Annotated in this window: 19 protein-coding genes and 1 pseudogene; 11 read left to right on the plus strand and 9 right to left on the minus strand. The window is 61.6% G+C overall.

Translation table 11 applies throughout. From position 1 onward, the window contains the following. The first annotated feature begins 159 nt into the window (after positions 1-159). From ACRHIG_RS07400 to ACRHIG_RS07430, 7 genes and pseudogenes are all read left to right on the plus strand, one after another. Positions 160-1,149: an ABC transporter substrate-binding protein gene (locus ACRHIG_RS07400; protein ID WP_489629792.1), complete on the plus strand. Its 990-nt coding sequence runs from the start codon at positions 160-162 to the stop codon at positions 1,147-1,149. A gap of 231 nt (positions 1,150-1,380) precedes the next feature. Continuing rightward, positions 1,381-2,184, plus strand: a complete 804-nt coding sequence (locus tag ACRHIG_RS07405) for a cytochrome C assembly family protein (protein WP_070218587.1) — start codon at positions 1,381-1,383, stop codon at positions 2,182-2,184. Then, the gene (locus tag ACRHIG_RS07410; protein ID WP_436541211.1) at positions 2,181-2,435 is read left to right on the plus strand and encodes a PP0621 family protein; all 255 of its coding nucleotides are present in this window, start codon (positions 2,181-2,183) and stop codon (positions 2,433-2,435) included. The genes ACRHIG_RS07405 and ACRHIG_RS07410 overlap by 4 nt, the downstream gene beginning before the upstream one ends. Positions 2,436-2,550: 115 nt before the next feature. Then, a complete protein-coding gene (locus ACRHIG_RS07415) occupies positions 2,551-3,630 on the plus strand; it encodes a sigma 54-interacting transcriptional regulator (protein WP_489629793.1) in 1,080 nt (359 codons plus the stop codon). Then, positions 3,608-4,217, plus strand: a pseudogene (gene ampD / locus ACRHIG_RS07420) (1,6-anhydro-N-acetylmuramyl-L-alanine amidase AmpD). Before ACRHIG_RS07415 ends, ampD begins: the two are co-directional and overlap by 23 nt. Positions 4,218-4,609: 392 nt before the next feature. Continuing rightward, the gene (locus ACRHIG_RS07425) at positions 4,610-7,561 is read left to right on the plus strand and encodes a ribonucleoside-diphosphate reductase subunit alpha (protein WP_475416099.1); all 2,952 of its coding nucleotides are present in this window, start codon (positions 4,610-4,612) and stop codon (positions 7,559-7,561) included. A gap of 118 nt (positions 7,562-7,679) precedes the next feature. Then, positions 7,680-8,831 (plus strand): ribonucleotide-diphosphate reductase subunit beta, encoded by a 1,152-nt coding sequence (locus ACRHIG_RS07430; RefSeq protein ID WP_070218582.1) that lies wholly within the window; start codon positions 7,680-7,682, stop codon positions 8,829-8,831. Positions 8,832-9,664: 833 nt separating this feature from the next. On the opposite strand, the gene ACRHIG_RS07435 is transcribed toward ACRHIG_RS07430, so the two are convergent. Next, positions 9,665-10,603 (minus strand): hypothetical protein, encoded by a 939-nt coding sequence (locus ACRHIG_RS07435; RefSeq protein WP_489629794.1) that lies wholly within the window; start codon positions 10,601-10,603, stop codon positions 9,665-9,667. A 316-nt stretch (positions 10,604-10,919) separates the two neighbouring features. Between ACRHIG_RS07435 and ACRHIG_RS07440 the strand changes: the two genes are divergently transcribed. Beyond that, positions 10,920-11,453 carry a YggT family protein gene (locus ACRHIG_RS07440; protein WP_227742044.1) on the plus strand — a complete coding sequence of 178 codons (534 nt, stop codon included), beginning with the start codon at positions 10,920-10,922 and terminating at the stop codon, positions 11,451-11,453. Between the two features lie 122 nt (positions 11,454-11,575). Here the strand turns inward: ACRHIG_RS07440 and ACRHIG_RS07445 are convergent, their stop codons facing one another. The 8 genes from ACRHIG_RS07445 to ACRHIG_RS07480 all read right to left on the minus strand — a co-directional run bounded on the left by ACRHIG_RS07445 (position 11,576) and on the right by ACRHIG_RS07480 (position 18,528). Then, positions 11,576-12,514, minus strand: coding sequence for a carbohydrate kinase family protein (locus ACRHIG_RS07445; RefSeq protein WP_305049310.1), 939 nt, complete (start codon positions 12,512-12,514; stop codon positions 11,576-11,578). Positions 12,515-12,525: 11 nt separating this feature from the next. After that, positions 12,526-13,758: a DUF3426 domain-containing protein gene (locus ACRHIG_RS07450; RefSeq protein ID WP_475416101.1), complete on the minus strand. Its 1,233-nt coding sequence runs from the start codon at positions 13,756-13,758 to the stop codon at positions 12,526-12,528. 8 nt (positions 13,759-13,766) lie between these two features. Continuing rightward, positions 13,767-14,711: a 50S ribosomal protein L11 methyltransferase gene (gene prmA / locus ACRHIG_RS07455; protein ID WP_489629795.1), complete on the minus strand. Its 945-nt coding sequence runs from the start codon at positions 14,709-14,711 to the stop codon at positions 13,767-13,769. Further along, positions 14,708-16,123 carry an acetyl-CoA carboxylase biotin carboxylase subunit gene (gene accC / locus ACRHIG_RS07460; protein WP_131373626.1) on the minus strand — a complete coding sequence of 472 codons (1,416 nt, stop codon included), beginning with the start codon at positions 16,121-16,123 and terminating at the stop codon, positions 14,708-14,710. Before accC ends, prmA begins: the two co-directional genes overlap by 4 nt. 101 nt (positions 16,124-16,224) lie before the next feature. Continuing rightward, positions 16,225-16,692 carry an acetyl-CoA carboxylase biotin carboxyl carrier protein gene (gene accB / locus ACRHIG_RS07465; protein ID WP_086137068.1) on the minus strand — a complete coding sequence of 156 codons (468 nt, stop codon included), beginning with the start codon at positions 16,690-16,692 and terminating at the stop codon, positions 16,225-16,227. Positions 16,693-16,783: 91 nt separating this feature from the next. Beyond that, a complete protein-coding gene (aroQ, locus tag ACRHIG_RS07470) occupies positions 16,784-17,221 on the minus strand; it encodes a type II 3-dehydroquinate dehydratase (protein WP_475416103.1) in 438 nt (145 codons plus the stop codon). Between the two features lie 82 nt (positions 17,222-17,303). Next, complete coding sequence (locus ACRHIG_RS07475) at positions 17,304-17,858, minus strand: TlpA family protein disulfide reductase (protein ID WP_489629796.1); 555 nt, start codon at positions 17,856-17,858, stop codon at positions 17,304-17,306. 19 nt (positions 17,859-17,877) lie between these two features. Continuing rightward, a complete protein-coding gene (locus ACRHIG_RS07480; RefSeq protein WP_070290494.1) occupies positions 17,878-18,528 on the minus strand; it encodes a hypothetical protein in 651 nt (216 codons plus the stop codon). 115 nt (positions 18,529-18,643) lie between these two features. Here ACRHIG_RS07480 and mpl point away from each other — a divergent pair, with 115 nt between their 5' ends. From mpl to ACRHIG_RS07495, 3 genes are read left to right on the plus strand one after another with little or no spacing between them, the layout of a single operon-like run. Continuing rightward, a complete protein-coding gene (gene mpl, locus ACRHIG_RS07485) occupies positions 18,644-20,020 on the plus strand; it encodes a UDP-N-acetylmuramate:L-alanyl-gamma-D-glutamyl-meso-diaminopimelate ligase (protein ID WP_489629797.1) in 1,377 nt (458 codons plus the stop codon). After that, positions 20,017-20,601, plus strand: a complete 585-nt coding sequence (locus tag ACRHIG_RS07490; RefSeq protein WP_475416106.1) for a YqiA/YcfP family alpha/beta fold hydrolase — start codon at positions 20,017-20,019, stop codon at positions 20,599-20,601. The genes mpl and ACRHIG_RS07490 overlap by 4 nt, the downstream gene beginning before the upstream one ends. Next, positions 20,598-21,212 (plus strand): chorismate--pyruvate lyase family protein, encoded by a 615-nt coding sequence (locus ACRHIG_RS07495; RefSeq protein ID WP_489629798.1) that lies wholly within the window; start codon positions 20,598-20,600, stop codon positions 21,210-21,212. Before ACRHIG_RS07490 ends, ACRHIG_RS07495 begins: the two co-directional genes overlap by 4 nt.

Consider the following 21,212-nt stretch of genomic DNA (forward strand, 5'->3'; position numbering starts at 1 on the left):
ATTCGCCTGTCTTTGCGCTGCTGCAACAGCGCCAAGGCAGGCTTTCCATAAAAAAGATTGCTCCTGACTCAACACACGGTACTATCTCCTCATAATAAAAAGCAGTGTTTCGTGTTTTATGCCCTTGCAGGCACATACCCACCACCACAGGAGAACCCGATGCAGAAAAAATCAACCTTGAAGACCGGTATCGCCGCCGCCCTCATGCTGGCGTTCGGCATGGGCGCCGTGCAGGCGCAGGCGCAGGAAGTCGTGCGCCTGGGTAACTTGAAATTCGCCCACTACGGCGCCGTGTCGTACATCAAGGAAATCGCGCCCAAGTGCGGCATCAAGGTCGAAGAGCATATCTTCGCCAAGGGCCTCGACGTGATGCAGGCGATTATCGCGGGCGAGCTGGACGTGGGCGCGACGGCGTCCGAAGCGGCCATTTCCGGCCGCGCCGGCGGCGCGCCGATCTATGTGGTGGCCGGTTTTGCCAAGGGCGGCGCGCGCCTGGTGGCGGGCGCGGGGCAAAAGATCGCCAGCGTCAAGGAACTCAAGGGCAAGCGCGTGGGCGTGACGCGCGGCGGCATCCAGGAAGTGCTGCTGCTGGCCGAACTGTCGCAGGCGGGCCTGACGTATTCCGAAACCAAGGGCAAGGATGTGCAGCTGGTATTCCTGGCCTACGCCGACTTGAACCAGGCGCTGATGGGCAAGAATATCGACGCCATGATGCAGTCGGAGCCGCAATCGTCGCAGGCGATCAACAAGGGCTTTGGCACCGAAGTCATCAAACCGTACGACACGCCGATCGGCGAGCCCGTGCGGACCATGGTGATGACGGAAAAGTTCTACAAGGAACGTCGTCCCGTGGCGGAGAAATTCATGCGCTGCTTCGTCGAAGCGACGAAAACCTTTATCGACAACAAGGCGACGGCGGAAAAGTATGTGCGTGAGGTCGTGTTCCGCGGCCAGATCACGAAGGATGACTTCGATGACGCGATCAGCAATTCGCCGTATTCGTACGACATCTCGCCAGAACATATCCAGGTCACCACGGACGTGATGGTGAAAACGGGCGTGGGCCGCATGACGAAGCCGCCCGTGGCCAAGGACTGGGTCAAGACGGACTTGCTGGAGCAGGCGAAAAAGAGCCTGAACGTGAAGTAAGCCGGATAATGGCAATACCCGATGGCTCGCTTAAGCGGGCCATCATTTTTTTGCGGCATACTAATATGAGATGTAGCGGCGCGAAAGATTGCCGAAATCTTGAGGGTGCGCCACCCCGTCGCGGCCGAGGCGCGATATCATGGCAGGCTTGCGGTATCGGCTGGCGGCAATTGCTTACAGCCCATACTGTCGCTTGAATCGCGCTTGCCGGCTATGGTGTAAACTTAAACTATGCAGATCTATTTCTTTTTCATCGCCGCCCTGTTGTACGCGGCGTGCGCGGTGCTTCCCTCGTCCCGTGCCCGGCTCATTGCCGGCCTGACCGGCGTCGCCTGGCTGGCGCACGCCGCCACCCTGTGGTTCGACCTGATGGCGCCGGGCACCTTGCGCTTCGGTTTTTCCGCCATGCTGTCGGCCGCGCTATGGGTCTCGGTGGGCGCCTACTGGATAGAGAACCGCAATTTCAGCCTGGACGGACTGCGCCGCATGGTCATGCCCAGCGCCGTCATCGCCATCGGCCTGGCCTGGGCCTTTCCCGGCAGCCAGGTCAGCATGGAAGGCAAGTCGGCCGTCTTCGGCTGGCATATCGCCGTGGCCGTGCTCGCCTACAGCACCTTGACGATCGCCGCCTTTCATGCCGTGCTGATGGCGCTGCAGGAATCGCGGCTGCATACGCGCAGCGAAAGCCGCGGCTTTATCGGCAGCGCGCTGGACCAGCTGCCAGCCCTGTTGACGATGGAAAAGTTGCTGTTCCGCATGATCGGCCTGGGCTTCATCCTGCTCAGCCTGACCGTGCTGTCGGGCATTGTGTTTTCCGAGCAATTATTTGGCAAGGCGCTCAACTGGGATCATAAATCCGTATTTACCATGCTGTCGTGGCTGCTGTTTGCCGCCCTGCTGGCGGGGCGCCGCTTTCGCGGCTGGCGCGGCAAGACGGCCCTGAGCTTCACCTTGGCCGGTTTCGCCACCTTGCTGCTGGCCTATGTCGGCAGCCGTTTTGTACTGGAAGTGGTTTTACACCGGGGATTCGCATGACACGTGTTTTATTCTGGCTGGCGCTGGTGTTCCTGGTGCTGTTTGCTATCCGCAGCAAGATCCGGGGCATGCAGCAGCGTGCCCGCGCGCAGCAGCCGCCGAACCCGTTCACCCCGCCGGGCCGGCCGCAGGAATTGCCCGATGCCGAGCTGATGCTGTGCTGCGCCCATTGCGGCGTGTACTATCCGGCCTCGGAAAACGTGCAGGCCAAGGGCCACGATTACTGCAGCCACGCGCACGCCACCGTGTAAGGGCAGGCCAGCAGGCGCGCGTTGCTCATCCGTATCGTAACGGCCTCCGGCATTCGTCCGGCGTAGCATCTGCAGCAGGCGGTTCGCCACCGCCATTGCAGAAAGGCGCGCTCCCATGTCCAGTCCCCGCACCAGCCAGCAGACCGTGACCGCCGCCTGCATGCCGCCGGCGCCGCAACTGAGCGGCAACTCGCTGCCCATGCAGGCGCTGCGCGCGCAGATAAGCCGCATCGCCCGCTGCGGCGCGCCGGTGGCCATCCGCGGCGAATCGGGCACGGGCAAGGAATTGGCGGCGCGCGCCATCCATGCGCAGGGCGCGCGCGCCGGCTTCCCGTTTATCGCCGTCAACTGCGGCGCCATTCCCGAAGCGCTGATGGAAGCGGAATTCTTTGGCTGCCGCCCGGGCGCCTACACGGGCGCGCTGCACGAGCGCCAGGGCTTGTTCCAGGCGGCCCATGGCGGCAGCCTGCTGCTCGACGAAGTCGACGACTTGCCGCTGGCCATGCAGGTGAAACTGTTGCGCGTGCTGCAGGAGCGCCGCGTGCGCAGGCTGGGCGGCAGTGCCGACGAAGCCGTCGACGTGCGCATCCTGTGCGCCAGCCAGCATGGCCTGGCGCGCGGCGTGGCCGCCGGCACGTTCCGCCAGGACCTGTTTTACCGCCTGAATGTGATCGAGCTGGCGCTGCCGCCGCTGCGCGAGCGGCGCGGCGATCTGCAGGTATTATGTGAGGTGATCCTCGCGCGCCTGTCGCCACGCCGGACCGTGAGCCTGGCGCCGCCCGTGCTGGCGGCCCTGGCCGCGTATGCGTTTCCCGGCAATGTGCGCGAACTGGAAAACGTGCTGGAGCGGGCGCTGGCCTTTGCCGACGGCGGCGTGATCGCGCTCGACGGGCTGGCCTTGCCGTCCGCGGCGGGCAGTATGCCGTTGCGGGCGGCGCCGGCACCGCCGCACTTGCCGGAGCGGCAACTGTGCCTGCCCGGCATGGCGGCATATGGCATGGCCCCCATCCTGCCGCTGGACGTGTATCTGCGCCAGGCCGAGCGCGACATGATCCTGCAGGCGCTGGTGCAGGCGCGCTACCACCGCGCGCGGGCGGCGCGCCAGCTGGGCCTGAGCGTGCGCCAGTTGCGTTACCGCATGCAGAAATTGACGATACAGGAAGCCTTACTTGATGAGCGCATGGACGATAGATGAAGACGGCTGGTGCGACGGCGCGCTGCGCTATGACTCCCCTACCACGATGCGCGCCCGGACGGTGCGCAGGTCGACTTGCTGGTGATTCATAACATCAGCTTGCCGGGCGGCCACTTCGGCGGGCCGCATGTGTCGGACTTGTTTACGGGCCGGGTAGATTATAATGCCGATCCTTCTTTCGCCGACCTGCGTGGCTTGCAGGTGTCGGCGCACTTTTTGTGCGGCGCGATGGCGCGCTGTTGCAATATGTTTCTACTGATCAACGTGCCTGGCATGCGGGCGCGTCCATGTTCGAAGGACGCCCGCAGTGCAATGGCTATTCGATCGGTATCGAAATGGAAGGCTCGGACTTTGTCCCCTTTCAGCGGCAGCAATACCGCGTGCTGGCGCTGCTGACGGCGGCGCTGGTGGCGCGCTACGGGCTGTCCCAGGTACGTGGCCACGAGCATATCGCGCCGGGAAGGAAGACGGATCCGGGGCCGTTTTTTGACTGGCATTTTTACCAAGTATGCTGGCTGGAAACCCTGCGCGGGCAGCCTGCGTTAGCGCTTACTTCGCGGGGATTGGGCTTTCCATCCATACCCTGAAAAGTCAACCGAAATCGTATATGAAAATACAAAAAATTACGCCCGCGGATGCCGGAAAACTATTGCATCGCCCTTCGATGGGCACTACAATTAGTGAAGAAGTTGGATGTAAAGACTATATGTAGTGCCATCACAGACGTTTTCAGAATTATTGTCAAAGCTACCCGGATTGCTGATAAAGCACTGGAACTGGCGGTTTATCACCCTTGATCGTGTTTCGCGCCAGCCGGGCAGTGCGGTGTGGCGATATGGATTCTGACACGGTTGTATGCATTATGAATTTACTATTTAGCAACAAATATCTGAAGAAACCCTGATTATCGGGCGTTCTATTCAACAACACACGCGGCAGCAAAACTGCAGGCTGACTTTAGCTGACAACGGGAGCTTCAATGCAATCACCACAAGATATTTCCATCCATCCAACGCCAGTATCGCCAGCGCCAGGCGCGGCCAACAGCGTGGCGAGCACGGGCGCGGCATTGGGCGACTATCGCATCATCCGCCGCAACGGCGCGGTGGTGGCATTTGAGCCTTCGAAGATCGCCATCGCCATGACCAAGGCGTTTTTGGCCGTTAACGGCGGCCAGGGCGCAGCCTCGGCACGCATCCGCGAACTGGTGGAACAGCTGACCGACGGCGTCGTCGCCGCGCTGGTGCGCCGCCATCCGGGCGGCGGCACCTTCCATATCGAAGACGTGCAAGACCAGGTGGAACTGTCGCTGATGCGTTCGGGCGAGCACGACGTGGCGCGTGCCTACGTGCTGTACCGTGCCAAGCACATGGAAGAGCGCCGCCTGCAGAAGGAAGCGCAAGGCGCTTCCGCGCAAGTTTCCGCACCACAATTGAACGTGCTTGATAACGGCGTGCGCCGCCTGCTGGACATGCAGGAAGTGCGCGACCTGATCAACGCCGCCTGCGCCGGCCTGGAAAAGCACGTCGATGCCGACGCCATCCTGGCCGAGACCGTGAAGAACCTGTACGACGGCGTGCCCGTCGAAGAGCTGCACAAGTCGGCCATCCTGGCGGCGCGCGCGCTGATGGAAAAAGACCCGGCCTACAGCCAGGTCACGGCCCGCATCCTGCTGCACACGGTGCGCAAGGAAGTGTTCGGCAAGGAAGTGCCGCAAGCGGCGGCGGCCGCCGAATACCTGACGTATTTCCCGCAATATATCGCCAAGGGCATCGCCGCCGAGCTGCTGAACCCGGTACTCGCCAGTTTCGACCTGGAACGCCTGGCGAAAGCCATCGTCGCCGACCGCGACTTGCAGTTCGGCTACATCGGCCTGCAAACCCTGTACGACCGCTACTTCCTGCACATCCAGGACGTGCGCATCGAAATGCCGCAAGCGTTCTACATGCGCGTGGCCATGGGCCTGGCGCTGAACGAAGCGGACCGCGAAGCGCGCGCCATCGAGTTCTACAGCCTGCTGTCCTCGTTCGACTTCATGAGCTCGACCCCGACCCTGTTCAATTCGGGCACCCTGCGCTCGCAGCTGTCGTCGTGCTACCTGAGCACCGTCTCCGATGACCTGGAAGGCATCTACGACGCCATCAAGGACAACGCGCTGCTGGCCAAGTTCGCCGGCGGCCTGGGTAACGACTGGACGCCGGTGCGCGCCCTGGGCGCCCACATCAAGGGCACCAACGGCAAGTCGCAAGGCGTGGTGCCGTTCCTGAAAGTGGTCAACGACACGGCCGTGGCAGTCAACCAGGGCGGCAAGCGCAAGGGCGCCGTCTGCGCCTACCTGGAAACCTGGCACATGGACATCGAGGAATTCCTCGACCTGCGCAAGAACACGGGCGACGACCGCCGCCGCACGCACGACATGAACACGGCGAACTGGATTCCCGACATGTTCATGAAGCGCGTCATGGAAAAAGGCGAATGGACCCTGTTCTCGCCGTCGGACACGCCTGACCTGCACGACAAGGTCGGCAAGGCCTTTGAACAGGCTTACCTGGGCTACGAAGCCAAGGCCGCCGCCGGCGAAATCCGCGTCTTCAAGAAGATCGCGGCGCTGGACCTGTGGCGCAAGATGCTGTCGATGCTGTTCGAAACGGGCCACCCATGGATCACGTTCAAGGATCCGTGCAACATCCGCAGCCCGCAGTCGCACGTCGGCGTCGTCCACAGCTCGAACCTGTGCACGGAAATCACGCTGAACACGGGCCCTGACGAAATCGCCGTCTGCAACCTCGGTTCCGTCAACATGCCGGCGCACATGAAGGAAGGCAAGCTCGATCACGTCAAGCTGGCCAAGACCATCCGCACCGCCATGCGCATGCTCGACAACGTCATCGACATCAATTACTACGCCGTCGACAAGGCGCGCAACTCGAACATGCGCCACCGTCCGGTCGGCATGGGCATCATGGGCTTCCAGGACTGCCTGCACATGATGCGCGTGCCGTTCGCCTCGGACGCCGCCGTGTCGTTTGCCGACACCTCGATGGAAGCCGTCTGCTACTACGCCTACCTGGCGTCGACGGAACTGGCCGAAGAGCGCGGCCGCTATGAATCGTACGCCGGTTCGCTGTGGGACCGCGGCATCCTGCCGCAGGACTCGGTCAAACTGCTGGCCGAAGAGCGCGGCGGCTACCTGGAAGTCGATTCCTCGTCGGCCATGGACTGGACTCCGGTGCGCGAACGCATCGCCAAGTTCGGCATGCGCAATTCGAACTGCGTGGCGATCGCCCCGACGGCGACGATTTCGAACATCATCGGCGTCTCGGCCTGTATCGAGCCGACGTTCCAGAACCTGTACGTGAAATCGAACCTGTCGGGCGAATTCACCGAGATCAACGGCTACCTGGTGCGCGACCTGAAGGCGCGCGACCTGTGGGATGAAGTCATGATCTCCGACCTGAAGTACTTCGACGGCTCGCTGGTGAAGATCGACCGCATCCCGCAAGACCTGCGCGATATCTACGCCACCGCCTTTGAAGTGTCGCCAAGCTGGCTGGTGGAAGCGGCTTCGCGTCGCCAGAAGTGGATCGACCAGGCCCAGTCGCTGAACATCTACATGGCTGGCGCCTCGGGCAAGAAACTGGACGAGACCTACAAGCTGGCATGGCTGCGTGGCCTGAAAACCACCTACTACCTGCGTACCATCGCCGCTACCCACATGGAGAAATCGACCTCCAAGACGGGCGCCCTGAACGCCGTGGCAGTCGATGGCGGCATGTCGGCCAGCGCACAGAGCGCCCAGGCAGCCGTCGTGGCGGCAGCAGCAGTGGCCGTGGCGCCGGTAGTGGCAGCGGCGGCGGATGACGCCGATGGCGAAGCCTGCTATCTGCGTCCCGGTGATGACGGCTTTGAAGAGTGCGAAGCCTGCCAGTAAGATTTTAGTTGTCAGCCCAGAACTTCTGGGCTGATTCAATGTTGTCAATGTCCGCATTGTCCGATTCAACGGGCCTGTTGCGGATCGCCGGCTCGCCGGCATGGAAAGGAAGAAGAATATGTCGTTGTCTTGGGATGATGAAACCACGTCGGCAGCTGTGCCGCGTCCGGCGCAGCAAGCGCCGTTGGGAAATACCGATTTGAACCTGCCGGCCGGCGCCGAGCCGTCCGAAGCGAACGCCGAGCAAGTGGCGCGCCGCGTGAATGCCGACGACAAGCGCATCATCAACGGCAAGACGGACGTCAACCAGCTGGTGCCGTTCAAGTACAAGTGGGCGTGGGACAAATACCTGGCCGGCTGCGCCAACCACTGGATGCCGCAGGAAGTGAACATGCAGCGCGATATCGAGCTGTGGAAAAACCCGAACGGCCTGACGGACGACGAGCGCCGCCTGGTCAAGCGCAACCTGGGCTTCTTCGTGACGGCCGACTCGCTGGCCGCCAACAACATCGTGCTGGGCACCTACCGCCACATCACGGCGCCCGAGTGCCGCCAGTACCTGCTGCGCCAGGCGTTCGAGGAAGCGATCCACACGCACGCCTACCAGTACATCGTCGAATCGCTGGGCCTGGATGAAGGCGAGATCTTCAACGCCTACAACGAAGTCAAGTCGATCCGCGACAAGGATGAATTCCTGATCCCGTTCATCAACACCCTGACCGATCCGGCCTTCGTCACCGGCACGGTGGAAAACGACCAGAAGCTGCTGAAATCCCTGATCGTGTTTGCCTGCCTGATGGAAGGCCTGTTCTTCTATGTCGGCTTCACGCAGATCCTGGCGCTGGGCCGCCAGAACAAGATGATGGGCGCGGCCGAGCAGTACCAGTACATCCTGCGCGACGAATCGATGCACTGCAACTTCGGCATCGACTTGATCAACACGATCAAGATGGAAAACCCGCAGCTGTGGACGGCCGCCTTCCGCGAAGAGATCAAGGATCTGTTCATGAAGGCCGTGGAGCTGGAATACGCGTACGCGGAAGACACCATGCCGCGCGGCGTGCTGGGTCTGAACGCGCCGATGTTCAAGGGCTATTTGCGCTTCATCGCCAACCGCCGCGCGCAGCAGATCGGCATCGAGCCGCTGTTCGCCCAGGAAGAAAATCCGTTCCCGTGGATGAGCGAGATGATCGACATGAAGAAGGAACGCAACTTCTTCGAGACCCGCGTGACCGAATATCAAACGGGTGGTGCGCTGAACTGGGAGTAATCCTTTTTCAGGCTACGCCAGCAAGCGCCGTCATCGTGACGGCGCTTTTTTTGCGTGCATGGCGGCGGAAAAATGCGTGCCTCATCGAGCCATGCGAGGAGGCTTGCGCCAGGATTTCCGGATGTCGCGCATGGCCGCATCGCGGGCCCGAAAAAGCATTTCCGGAGACGCTGGCGGCGGCATTTGCCGCGCGATTGTGCGATAGCACGCGTATCGTGCAAAAAAGGGGGCGAAAACGTGTCGTGCCGGTTGCGCATTGACAAGGTTTTCGTGTACTTTATGAGATTGCAAATGCGAGCGTTAGAATGCGGGGTTTTTTAACCAGCGCGGTAGCGAAAAAACCTCGCAAAACAGGGATACAGATTTACACGGATATGCACAAAACCACACCGTTTTCGTCTGCCGCCGTGCCCGAATTTCTTCAGGCATGGCGGTTTTTTATTTGACGCATGGGTGTTGTGGCGAGCGCGATGCGAGGAGCGAAAAAACGCACGGCATCGAAAACGAATGACCGAATTCAGACTTTGCCACCAGCTGCGAGATAAAGCAGGGTGGCACCGACGATGGCTGAAGTGCTGCAAACGTGAGGAGTTGCAGCAGTTCAGCTGGTGCCGAATTCATTAGCGCAAACGACCGTTTGTGCCGATGAATAATTCGCCTGGCCTATCCCTGTGGTGGGTCGGACGGGTTTAAATCTTGTAGCTTAAATTTCTCATCTCAGATGAAGGAGAGACAAATGGCAACAGCCGCTAAGAAATCAGAAGTAAAGAAACCAGCCGCCAAGGCTGCTCCTGCCGCGAAGAAGCCGGCAGCCGCAGCGAAGACGGTTGCCGCTAAACCAGCTGCCAAAGCCGCAGCGAAACCAGCAGCAAAACCAGCCGCCAAGGCCGCAGCCAAGCCTGCAGCAAAAGTGGCTGCCAAGCCAGTAGCGAAAGCCGCAGCGAAACCAGCGGCCAAGGCAGCAGCAAAACCGGCAGCCAAGCCAGCAGCGAAAGTGGCAGCGAAACCTGTCGCCAAGGCAGCGGCAAAGCCAGCGGCGAAAAAGCCGTTGCCAAGCCCGCAGCAAAAGCCGCAGCGAAACCAGCCGCCAAGGCAGCAGCCAAGCCAGCAGTGAAAAAAGCCGCAGCGAAACCTGCCGCCAAGGCAGCAGCCAAGCCAGCAGCGAAAAAGTCGTCGCCAAGGCAGCAGTCAAGCCGGCCGCCAAAGCAGCAGCGAAGCCAGCAGCAAAAGCTGTCGCCAAGCCAGCAGTAAAAAAGCCGCAGCGAAACCTGCAGCCAAGGCAGCAGCGAAGCCGGCCGCCAAGGCGGCAGCCAAGCCAGCAGCGAAAAAGTCGTCGCCAAGGCAGCAGCGAAGCCGGCCGCCAAGGCAGCAACCAAGCCAGCAGCAAAAGCAGCAGCGAAGCCAGCGGCAAAGGCGGCAGCCAAGCCAGCAGCCAAGGTAGCAGCGAAGCCAGCAACTAAGGCAGCAGCCAAGCCAGCGGCCAAGGCAGCGGCGAAGCCAGCAGCCAAGGCAGCAACGAAGGCCGCAGCCAAGCCAGCGGCCAAGGTAGCAGCGAAGCCGGCCGCAAAAGCGGCAGCCAAGCCAGCGGCCAAGGTAGCGGCGAAGCCAGCCGCCAAAGCAGCAGCGAAACCTGCCGCCAAGGTCGCAGCCAAGCCAGCGGCAAAACCTGCAGCCAAGCCAGCGGCCAAGGTAGCAGCGAAGCCGGCAGTAAAAGCGGCAGCCAAGCCAGCCGCCAAGCCGGCAGCGAAAGCAGCAGCGAAACCTGCCGCCAAGCCAGCCGCAGCGCCAGTCGTGGCAGCCGCACCTGCGGCAGCGCCGGCAGCAGCTCCAGCGGCACCAGCCGCCGTGGCCGCCAAGCCAGCCGCCAAGAAGGCCGCGCCTAAAAAGGCCGCACCGAAGAAGGCAGCGCCTGTCGCCAAGCCATCGGCGCCTATCGCACCAGTAGCAAAAACCGTGTTGGCACCGGCTGCAGCCTGGCCATTCCCAACCAGCACCCGCCCATCGTAATTCCAACGATACGGGTGCCTGGATGAGGCAACACGCCGCTGTGTGACTCAATCACACAGCGGTTTTTTTGGAGAATTAGTCGTGCTGATCGTTATCCTTACATTGATCGTTGATACCATCGCCACCTTGCTGGGCGGCGTGTTGCTGCTGCGCTTCTGGATGCAGGCGGTGCGCGTGCGGCCGCCCTCGTCGGTGGCGCAATTCACGTTTCAATTGTCCGACTGGCTGGTACGCCCCCTGCGCCGCGTGGTGCCGGGCGTGGGCGGGTATGACTGGGCCAGCCTGATCGGCGCCTTCCTGATCGTGCTGCTGGCCAGCTCGGTGCTGTTTATTTCCGGCGCTCCCGTCGAAGTGGTGCTGCTCAAGTCGCTGCAACGCTTCCTGCAATGGATACTCTACGGTTTCATGGCCTTGCTGATCATCGAAGCCATCTTCAGCTGGGTCAACCCGCATGCGCCGCTGGCGCCGTTCGTACGGGCCCTGAACGAGCCGCTGCTGCGTCCGATCCGCAAGGTGGTGCCGCTGGTGGGCAGTCTGGACTTGTCGCTGCTGGTGGCGCTGATCCTGCTGCAGATCGCGCAAGTGCTGGTGGGAATGATTATTGTGCTGCGATGATGGTGATGTGAGGGCGTAGGTCGGCTTAGCGTAGCGTAAGCCGACATCCCCACTTGCCATGCCAGCGATGTTGCCGGATGACGCGCGGTTTTACCGCGCCAATCCGACCTGCGACCTACATATTAATAGCGGTAACCGAACGCCGCTTCGAACTGGTCGGCGATGCTCTCCGGCGTAAACACGTGGTTTTGCGCACCCTGCGTGGCGATCTTGATGGCGCCCAGCAGGCTGGCCAGGCGGCCGCTGGTTTCCCAGCCCAGGTCGTTGGTGATGCCGAACAGCAAGCCGGCACGGTAGGCGTCGCCGCAGCCGGTCGGGTCCAGTACTTCCTTGGCGGTCACGACAGGAATGTCGATGCGCTTGCCGTCCGTATAGATCTCCGAGCCCTTCTCGCCACGCGTGATGATCAGCGCTTCCAGGCGGCTGGCGATGTCCGGTAGGGTCAAGCCCGTGCGTTCCATCAACATTTCCATCTCATAATCGTTGGCCGATACATACGTGGCCTTGTTGATGAAGTCGATCAACTGTTCGCCATTGAAGCGTGGCAACTGCTGGCCCGGGTCGAACATGAAGGGGATGCCCAGCTCGGCCAGGTCGGCGGCGTGCTTGAGCATGCCCTGGTCGCCGTCCGGCGAGATGATGGCGACCTTGGCCGGGCCCGCATTGGCGATCGGGTTTTCATGCGCAAACGACATGGCGCCCGGGTGGAAGGCATTGATCTGGTTATTGTCCGCATCGGCCGTGACGAAGCATTGTGCGTTGTAGCTGTCGGCCTTGATCAGGATGTTGGCGGTGGAAATGCCCAGCTTTTGCAGGCGTTCTAGGTAGGCGGCGCTATCTTGCCCCATGACGCCGACGATGCGCGGGTCACCGCCCAGCATTTTCAGGCTGTAGGCGATGTTGCCCGAGCAGCCGCCGAACTCCGTGCGCATGGTGGGCACGAGGAAGGAGACGTTCACCTTGTGCAGCTGGTCGGCCAGCAGGGATTCGCCGAAGCGGCCGGGGAATTGCATGATGGTGTCGGTGGCAAGCGAGCCACAGATCAGCGATGTTTTGGTCATGATAGTGTCTGTTAGGGGTAAAAGATGGCGATATGGTAGCCAGACGCCGTGAGCTGGTCTAAGGCAAAATACAATTTGATGGTTTGTTCCGAGCGCGGCGCAAATCCCTTGCTCACGTCGATAGCGGCTGGCAGGTAGTCGCGCGGCGCGATCACGCGGCGCAAGACGGGCTTGTCGTTGGCGTCGTTGAGGATCAGTTCGATGCTGGGCCAGGCTTGCACGCTGCGGCTCTGGTTGCGCAGCAGCGAGACGTAGGAAAACGTCTGTTCCTTGAGGGTTTGCAATTCGCCCTGCTCGATGGCCAGCGCCTCGATCTGCGCCGGCAAGTCGACCTGGCAGCCGCTGAGCTTGCACAGCGCGACCAGGGTCGGCTTCCACTGCGGAAACTGCGCCGCCAGCGGATTGCGGAAGGTGGTCATTACTTGCAGGAATAACAAAAGCAGCAGCACCACCGAGCCGGCGGCCATGGCCACGCGCAGGGCTTTGCCGCTCTGTTCGCGGCGCCGGCCCTGGGTGACGAAAGCCGGTTCGTCGTCGGCCGGCGGCAGGAGCGGTGCTTCCTGCTCTTCGGCTGGCGCCGGTACAACGGGGGCGGCGGGCAGCGGCGTGAAGGAATGGTCGGCCAGCGTCGGTTCCTTGCGCGCGGGCACGGGTTTGTCCAGGCTGACTTTTTCGGCCGCAGGCAGCACCGGCGCGGCCTCGGCTTCCAGGCTCGGCTCGCGGCGGCTGTCGCGCAGATACGTGGCGAAGGCGGGCACGTCATCGACCTGGCGGCGCTTGAAGGGTGCCATCGGCTGGGGCAGCGGCGCTTCTGGCGGCTCTGCCGGTGTTTCTTCAGGCAGGTCGAGCGGCGCGTCGGCAGGCGCGTCGGCTGCTACCTCGGCAGGCAGGCTGACGTCGAGGTCCAGCTCGATGTGCTCGCCGTCGTCATCCTTGAGCTGCGCCGTTTCCGGCAAGATGCCGAACGGGTCGAACGAGGTGTCGAAGTCGAGGGAATAAATGGGTTCGTCGTCCGTGGCGGACGGCAGGCTGTTGTCGTGGGGGAACGTGGACGACAGTGGGACGACCGTGGCTGGGGCGGATGTTAAAAACGGCGATGCCGCGGCCGGATCGACCAGCGCGGCATTGCCGTCAAACACTTCCCTGCACGTGCCACAGCGCACGATGCCCCCACGTAACTTCAACTGGTCAGCAGCGACCCGAAATATCGTGTTGCAATGGGGGCATTTGGTGGCGAGTGCCATTGCTGTGCTTATGCACCTTCCGCGCGGGGCGCAGGCGCTTGCGTTGCACCCAGGCGGCCATGCAGGGCCACCCAGCCGTCTTGCTCGGCCCACACACCCAGCTGGATGAAGGGTGCGTAGGCAGCGGCCACTTCTTCCGCCTGGCGTGCCAGCACGCCGGACAGGATCAGGGCGCCGCCGTCGGCGACGCGGCCGGACAGCATCGGCGCCATCAGTTTCAATGGACTCGACAGGATATTCGCGACGACGATGTCAAACTTGGCCGTGGCGTGTGCCGACGTGGCAAACGTATCTGGCAGGAAATATTCGATGTCGCACTGGTTGCGTTCGGCATTGTCGCGCGCCGATTCGATCGCTTGCGGGTCGATATCGACGCCAGCCACCGTTTGCGCGCCGAGTTTCTTGGCTACCATGGCCAGGATGCCGGAACCGCAACCGTAGTCGAGCACGGTCTTGCCTGGGGCCGGATGGGCTTCCAGCCATTCCATGCACAAACGCGTGGTCGGGTGGCTGCCCGTGCCGAAGGCCAGGCCCGGGTCCAGTTCCAGGATCAGGCCGTCAGGATCCGGTGCCTCGTGCCAGCTGGGCACGACCCAGATATTCTTGCCGATGTGAATCGGCGCGAATTGCGACTGGGTCAAACGCACCCAGTCCTGCTCTTCCACGGGGCGCACGGTAAAGGCGGGCGCGTCCGCCATGCCGACCGCTTGCGCGGCAGCGGCCACGATGGCGGCCTGGTCGGCGTCGACGTCCGTCAGCGCCACCACGCGGCTGCGTTCCCACGCCGCTTTCTTCGGTTCCATGCCTGGCTCGCCAAACAGCGGCTGCTCGGCATCCGTGCCTTCATCGGCGTCTTCCACCGAGACCGACAGGGCGCCCGCTTCCATCAGCGCGTCGGACATGGCCTCGGCGTTGTCACGGGCGATTTCGATGACGATTTCCGTCCAGCTCATGCGCCCGCCTTGATTTCGGATTTCTTGGCGATGCTGGGGCTGCCGCTATTCAGGTTCTTGCCCAGGTCCGGCATGTCGGCCAGCTTCTGTTCCAGATAGTGAATGTTGGTGCCGCCTTCGATGAAGCGCGCGTCGATCATCAGTTCGCGGTGCAGGGCGATATTCGTGTTGATGCCTTCGACCACCATTTCGGACAGGGCGATCTGCATGCGGCGGATCGCTTGCTCGCGCGTGGCGCCGTAAGCGATCACTTTACCGATCATCGAGTCGTAGTGCGGCGGCACGTAGTAGCCGGCGTAGGCGTGCGAATCGACGCGGATGCCGGGGCCGCCCGGTGCATGCCACGACACGATCTTGCCCGGCGATGGCGTGAACTTGAACGGGTCTTCCGCATTGATGCGGCACTCGACGGCGTGGCCCGACAGCATGACGTCGCGCTGGCGATAACGCAGTTTTTCGCCGGCGGCGATGCGGATCTGTTCTTGCACGATGTCGATGCCGGTGATCATCTCGGTGACGGGATGCTCCACCTGCACGCGGGTATTCATTTCAATGAAATAGAACTCGCCGTTTTCGTACAGGAATTCAAACGTGCCGGCGCCGCGGTAGCCGATCTTGCGGCACGCTTCGGCGCAACGGTCGCCGATTTTCTCGATCAGTTTGCGCGGGATGCCCGGCGCTGGCGCTTCTTCGATCACTTTCTGGTGGCGGCGCTGCATGGAGCAGTCGCGCTCGCCCAGCCAGACGGCGTTCTTGTGTTCGTCGGCGAGGATCTGGATTTCCACGTGGCGCGGATTTTCCAGGTACTTCTCCATGTACACTTCAGGGTTGCCGAAAGCGGTGCCCGCTTCCGTCTTGGTCATCGCCACAGCGTTGATCAGGGCCGCTTCCGTGTGCACCACGCGCATGCCGCGTCCGCCACCGCCGCCGGCGGCCTTGATGATGACCGGGTAGCCGATCTTGCGGGCAATTTGCACGATCGCTTTCGGATCGTCCGGCAAGGCGCCTTCGGAGCCGGGCACGCACGGTACGCCAGCCTTGATCATGGTTTGCTTGGCCGATACCTTATCGCCCATCAAGCGGATCGATTCGGAGCGGGGGCCGATGAAGACGAAGCCCGATTTCTCGACGCGTTCGGCAAAGTCGGCATTTTCCGACAGGAAGCCATAGCCTGGGTGAATCGCTTGCGCATCCGTCACTTCAGCGGCGCTGATAATGGCGGGCATGTTCAGGTAGCTCAGGGCCGACTGTGCCGGGCCGATACAAACGGATTCGTCGGCCAGCTTGACGTATTTCGCGTCCTTGTCGGCTTCGGAGTGGACTACAACCGTTTTAATGCCCATTTCGCGGCAGGCGCGCTGAATACGGAGGGCAATTTCACCACGGTTGGCAATCAGGATTTTTTCAAACATGGTAGGTTCGCGTATGTCTGTGAGAGCCGGCGAGCCGGCGAAACAACAAGTGTGAGGGGCTAAAACTGCAAACGGCCGTTGCCGGCCGTGTGGACTGGGTTTTAGCCGATCACAAACAAGGGTTGACCGAATTCGACCGGTTGGCCGTTTTCGACCAGGATCTGGGTCACGACACCGGCTTTATCGGAGTCGATTTCATTCAGCAGCTTCATCGCTTCGATGATGCACAGGGTATCACCTTCCTTGACGGTCGAGCCCACTTCAACATAGGCGGCGCTGCCAGGCGCGGAGGAGCGGTAGAAGGTGCCGACCATCGGCGACTTGACCACATAGCCCGTTGGCTCGGCGGCCACCACGACGGCAGCTGCCGCGGGTGCTGGCGCGGCGGCTGGCGCGGCGGGCTGGTATTGGGCTTGCATGCCTTGCGGCTGCATCATGACCATCTGGTTTTGCGGCATGGCCGACGATTTGACGATGCGAACCTTGCTTTCGCCTTCGGTAACTTCCAGCTCTGCGATATCCGATTCGGCGACCAGGTCGATCAAGGTCTTGAGTTTTCGTAGATCCATGTAAAACCCCTAGGAATGTAGTTTGTTTTATGAGTGATGCGGTGATGTCCAAGAACCTATCGCCGCGCTAAATGCGTGCAGATCGCGTAGATTAACGTTTTTTAAGCGCAAAGTCGATGGCAAACCGATATCCATCGATACCTAGCCCGCAGATCGTCCCCTGCGCGATCGCGCTGAGAAATGAGTGATGTCGAAACGTTTCGCGTTGATAAATATTCGAGATATGGACTTCCACGAACGGGATGGCGACCCCGGCCAGCGCATCGCGCAAGGCAACGCTGGTATGGGTCAGGCCGCCCGGATTGATGACGATGGCATCGATCCCTTCCGCTCGCGCGGCATGGATGCGGTCGATCAGCGCGCCTTCGTGGTTGCTTTGAAAGCAGACCAGGCTGGCACCGGCCGCCATGGCTTGCGCCATTGCTGCCTGTTCGATATCGGCCAAGGTGCTGGCGCCGTAGACCTCAGGCTCGCGCGTTCCCAGCAAATTCAGGTTGGGACCGTTGAGCAGAAGGAGGTTTTTTGCCATGTATGGAAGACCGTTTTAGCGAAAGTTCCGCATTTTGCCGCCAAAGATACGCATTGGCAAGAGAAAAAAGCACGCTCCGAATTTACAATTTATCCAGATCGGCGCGCAACTGATCAAATTTCAAGCGGCCCAGATAGGTCTTTTTGACTTCGCCATCGGCGCCGATCAGCACCGTAAAGGGCAAACCGCCTGTGGCATTGCCAAAATGGCGCGACAGGTCGGTGCCGCTCATGCCGGAGACATACACGGGATAGGCGATCTTGACCTTGCTGGCAAAAGTGGCAATATTGCTGGCCGAATCGATGCCGATGCCGATCACCTGCAGGTTTTTCGCCGCATAGTGGCCTTGTACTTCGGATAACTCCGGCATTTCTTCCACGCAAGGCGGGCACCACGGGGCCCAGAAATTGACCAGCAAATTCTTGCCTTTCCATTGCGACAAGGCTTGCGTGGCGCCCGCCGCGTCCGGCAAGGACAGCGCATACAGCTCGTTGACGGGGCCCGTCGCGCCTGGCGCAATGGTGGTCGTCAGCGGTCCCGCTGCCTTCGTTTTTTCCTTGCTCAAACCGACGTAGGCGCCCATGCCGCCAAACATCAGCGCGACGATGGCGCAGGCGATCCAATTCTTTTTTGTCATAACTTTATCTATATCAATGTTAGTCGGCAGCCGGCACGCCATCGGCGAGGCTGGCGGCCAGCAGGCTGCGCAGCCCGGCGATATCGGTGCGCAGCACCTTGCCGTCGGCCTTGGCTTTCAGCGCGCCGCGCATATCGTCGAGCTCATACATGGCCGCGTGCACGCCTTCATTTTTCCACAAGAAACTGGCTGTCTCGACCGCATCATAACGCGCTCCCTTGAAATGCGGGCTTTCCGACATGTCGAGCACGACATTTTTATTCAGCAGGAAGATATGGATTTCCTTGGCGCTCTCGGCAAACAGCTGCAAATAGATCTCGTCATGGGGGCCGGCCGTGCCGTTGAGCACGGGGCCGCTGAGCAGGGGATGAAATTGTTGCAACGCTTCCATGACCTGCAGCGCGATCGTGCGCAGCTGGAACAGGCGCGCCGGCTGGCTGTCGGCCAGGAACAGGGCATTGTATTGCCGCACCTGCTCCTCGATCATGTCGTTGTCAGGCAGTATATTGGGCCGATTCGTGGGCCGGTTCGGCGCGTCGCCCAGGACTTGCCGCGCCGCCTTGCGCTTGGCGCTGCCATAGTCGGCGCCATCCTGCGCCACGAGGCGCGCGGCAGCGGCGGCGATTTCCAGGCGCAACTGCGCGCTATCGTCAAATGCATCGTTCGTCATGAGCGAGATGATACTCCGAAGCGGAAAAAGTCATGGCGTCAGGTAAAATCCTGCACTTGCTGTTTTTTATCTCACCGTCTTACTTACTTAAGCGTGCACCTTTCGCACTGATCACATGCATATTCATATTCTCGGCATTTGCGGTACCTTCATGGGCGGCCTGGCTGTCCTGGCCAAGGAAGCCGGCCATAAAGTCACCGGTTGCGATGCCAACGTCTATCCGCCGATGAGCACCCAGCTGGAATCGCAGGGAATCGAGCTGATCCAAGGGTTCGATCCGGAACAGACCAAGCTGAACCCGGATTTGTATGTGATTGGCAATGTCGTCTCGCGCGGCAACCCGCTGGTGGAAGAAATCCTCAACCGCAGCCTGCCGTACGTGTCCGGCCCGCAGTGGATCGGCGAACATATCCTGCGCAATCGGTGGGTGCTGGCCGTGGCCGGCACGCATGGCAAGACGACAACCTCGGCCATGCTGGCCTGGATACTCGAAGACGCGGGCTACGCGCCGGGCTTTTTGATCGGCGGCGTGCCGATGAACTTTGGCATTTCCGCCCGCCTCAGCGGCAAGATCGACGGCAAGAGCGCCGAGTCGGACTTCTTCGTCATCGAAGCCGACGAATACGATACGGCCTTCTTCGACAAGCGCAGCAAGTTCGTGCATTACCACGCGAAGACGGCCGTGATGAATAACCTGGAATACGATCACGCCGACATCTTCCCCGATCTGCACGCGATCGAGACGCAATTCCACCACCTGGTGCGTACCGTGCCCGGCATTGGCCGCCTCGTGTTCAACGGCGACGAGGCGTCGCTGCAGCGCGTGCTGGCGCGCGGTTGCTGGAGCGAACAGGAAAGTTTTGGTCAAGATGCCCACTGGCAACTGCAAGAGCAGGCCGACGGCAGCTTCGACGTGTATTTCAATGGCCAGCAGGAAGGCCATGTGGCCTGGGCGCTCACGGGCAAGCACAACCGCAGCAATGCGCTGGCCGCCATCGCCGCCGCGCGCCACGTGGGCGTGCCCATTGCCCAGGCGTGCGCTTCGCTGGCCAGCTTCGAGAGCGTCAAGCGGCGCATGGAAGTGCGTGGCGTGGTCAACAACATTACTGTGTACGACGATTTCGCGCACCATCCGACGGCCATTGCCACCACCGTGGGCGGCTTGCGTCAAAAGATTGGCCGCAGCGGCCGCATCCTGGCCGTGCTGGAGCCGCGCTCGAACACCATGAAGCTGGGCGCCATGAAAGATGCGCTGCCGGGCAGCCTCAAGGATGCCGACCTGGTGTTTGGTTACGGCAGCCATGCCGCGCTGGGCTGGAGTCTGGGCGACGCGCTGGCGCCGCTGGGCAAGATTGCCAGCGCCTATGAAGACATCGATACCCTCGTGGCGGCCGTGGCCGCCAGCGCCCGTCCCGGCGACCAGATCGTCGTCATGAGCAACGGCGGCTTTGGCGGCGTGCACCAGAAATTGCTGGAGGCGCTGGGCCGATGATTCTGTACCTGCATGGATTCCGCTCGTCGCCCCTGTCGATGAAGTCGCGCCTGCTGGCCGCGCAGATGCAGGCGCTGCGCCGCGCAGATGAGTGGCTATGCCCGCAATTGCCGGCCTCGCCCAAGCTGGCCATCGAACTGGCGCTGTCGCTGGTCAAGGATGTGGCGCCAGCCGAGCTGACCATCATCGGCTCCTCGCTGGGCGGCTATTACGCCACCTGGCTGGCCGAGCGGCTCGGTTGCCGCGCCGTCCTGCTCAATCCTGCCATCGTGCCCCTGATCGACCTGGAACAGCATGTGGGCGTGACGACAGAGTTTCATTCTGACAAGCCATTCGAGTTCAAGCGCGAATACATCGCCGAGCTGGGAACGTTTGCCGTAGAGAAAATTACTGAACCACAACGTTACTTCCTGATCGCCGCCACCGGTGATGAAGTGCTCGACTACCGCGACATGGTGGCGCATTATCAGGGGGCGCGGCAGTGCGTCATCGACGGCAGCGACCATGGCATCAGCGAATTTGCCGCATACCTGGCACCCGTGCTGGCATTTTGCGGCATCCCGACGGATGCGGCCAGGTGAGGCCGGGTTCGCTGCGGCAGGCGCAATGGCATGCGCATGTCAACGCCGTCAATGCGCCGCCGGCCTTGCGCCACTGGCTCACGGGCGGCGGTTCGCTGACGGCCAAGCTGAAAGCGCATAGCCAGGCGTTCCGCGTGCAATGTTTGCATCAGGAAACGGCACGCTGCTTGAGCGATGAGGCCGCCATCATTGGTTTGCACCGCGCGGGCCGGGTATGGGAACGCGAAGTGCTGTTGCGTTGTGATAACAGACCGGCCGTGTTTGGCCATACCGTCGTGCCCATGCAGGCGACGGCCACGGACTGGCCTTTGTTTTCCGCGCTGGGCGAGCGTTCGCTGGGCACGACCCTGTTTGGCGACCGCATGGTGCGCCGCGGTGCACTGGAATTTGCCCGCTTGCGCGCCGGCCATCCGCTGGTGCAGCGGGCGCAGGCGGCGCTGGCAGGGGAAGGGCGGCGCTTTGACGCCAAGTCGCTGTTTTTTGCCCGCCGCTGCCTGTACCAGCGTCACCAGGGATTGCTGCTGGTAACAGAAGTATTTTTGCCGGCGGTGCTCGAGTTGACGTCCATCGCTCGCACCGTTGCAACCGACACATTAATAAACAAAGCATAA

This window comes from Janthinobacterium sp. C22 (assembly GCF_057919405.1).

What these genes read in the sequence shown, in the direction of transcription:
- accC (WP_131373626.1), bottom strand. Translation starts at nt 16,123, where the DNA reads ATGTTTGAAAAAATCCTGATTGCCAACCGTGGTGAAATTGCCCTCCGT.
- ACRHIG_RS07445 (WP_305049310.1), bottom strand. Translation starts at nt 12,514, where the DNA reads ATGACCAAAACATCGCTGATCTGTGGCTCGCTTGCCACCGACACCATC.
- aroQ (WP_475416103.1), bottom strand. Translation starts at nt 17,221, where the DNA reads ATGGCAAAAAACCTCCTTCTGCTCAACGGTCCCAACCTGAATTTGCTG.
- ACRHIG_RS07475 (WP_489629796.1), bottom strand. Translation starts at nt 17,858, where the DNA reads ATGACAAAAAAGAATTGGATCGCCTGCGCCATCGTCGCGCTGATGTTT.
- ACRHIG_RS07430 (WP_070218582.1), top strand. Translation starts at nt 7,680, where the DNA reads ATGTCGTTGTCTTGGGATGATGAAACCACGTCGGCAGCTGTGCCGCGT.
- ACRHIG_RS07425 (WP_475416099.1), top strand. Translation starts at nt 4,610, where the DNA reads ATGCAATCACCACAAGATATTTCCATCCATCCAACGCCAGTATCGCCA.
- ACRHIG_RS07480 (WP_070290494.1), bottom strand. Translation starts at nt 18,528, where the DNA reads ATGACGAACGATGCATTTGACGATAGCGCGCAGTTGCGCCTGGAAATC.
- ACRHIG_RS07450 (WP_475416101.1), bottom strand. Translation starts at nt 13,758, where the DNA reads ATGGCACTCGCCACCAAATGCCCCCATTGCAACACGATATTTCGGGTC.
- mpl (WP_489629797.1), top strand. Translation starts at nt 18,644, where the DNA reads ATGCATATTCATATTCTCGGCATTTGCGGTACCTTCATGGGCGGCCTG.
- ACRHIG_RS07410 (WP_436541211.1), top strand. Translation starts at nt 2,181, where the DNA reads ATGACACGTGTTTTATTCTGGCTGGCGCTGGTGTTCCTGGTGCTGTTT.
- ACRHIG_RS07415 (WP_489629793.1), top strand. Translation starts at nt 2,551, where the DNA reads ATGTCCAGTCCCCGCACCAGCCAGCAGACCGTGACCGCCGCCTGCATG.
- accB (WP_086137068.1), bottom strand. Translation starts at nt 16,692, where the DNA reads ATGGATCTACGAAAACTCAAGACCTTGATCGACCTGGTCGCCGAATCG.
- prmA (WP_489629795.1), bottom strand. Translation starts at nt 14,711, where the DNA reads ATGAGCTGGACGGAAATCGTCATCGAAATCGCCCGTGACAACGCCGAG.
- ACRHIG_RS07490 (WP_475416106.1), top strand. Translation starts at nt 20,017, where the DNA reads ATGATTCTGTACCTGCATGGATTCCGCTCGTCGCCCCTGTCGATGAAG.
- ACRHIG_RS07400 (WP_489629792.1), top strand. Translation starts at nt 160, where the DNA reads ATGCAGAAAAAATCAACCTTGAAGACCGGTATCGCCGCCGCCCTCATG.
- ACRHIG_RS07405 (WP_070218587.1), top strand. Translation starts at nt 1,381, where the DNA reads ATGCAGATCTATTTCTTTTTCATCGCCGCCCTGTTGTACGCGGCGTGC.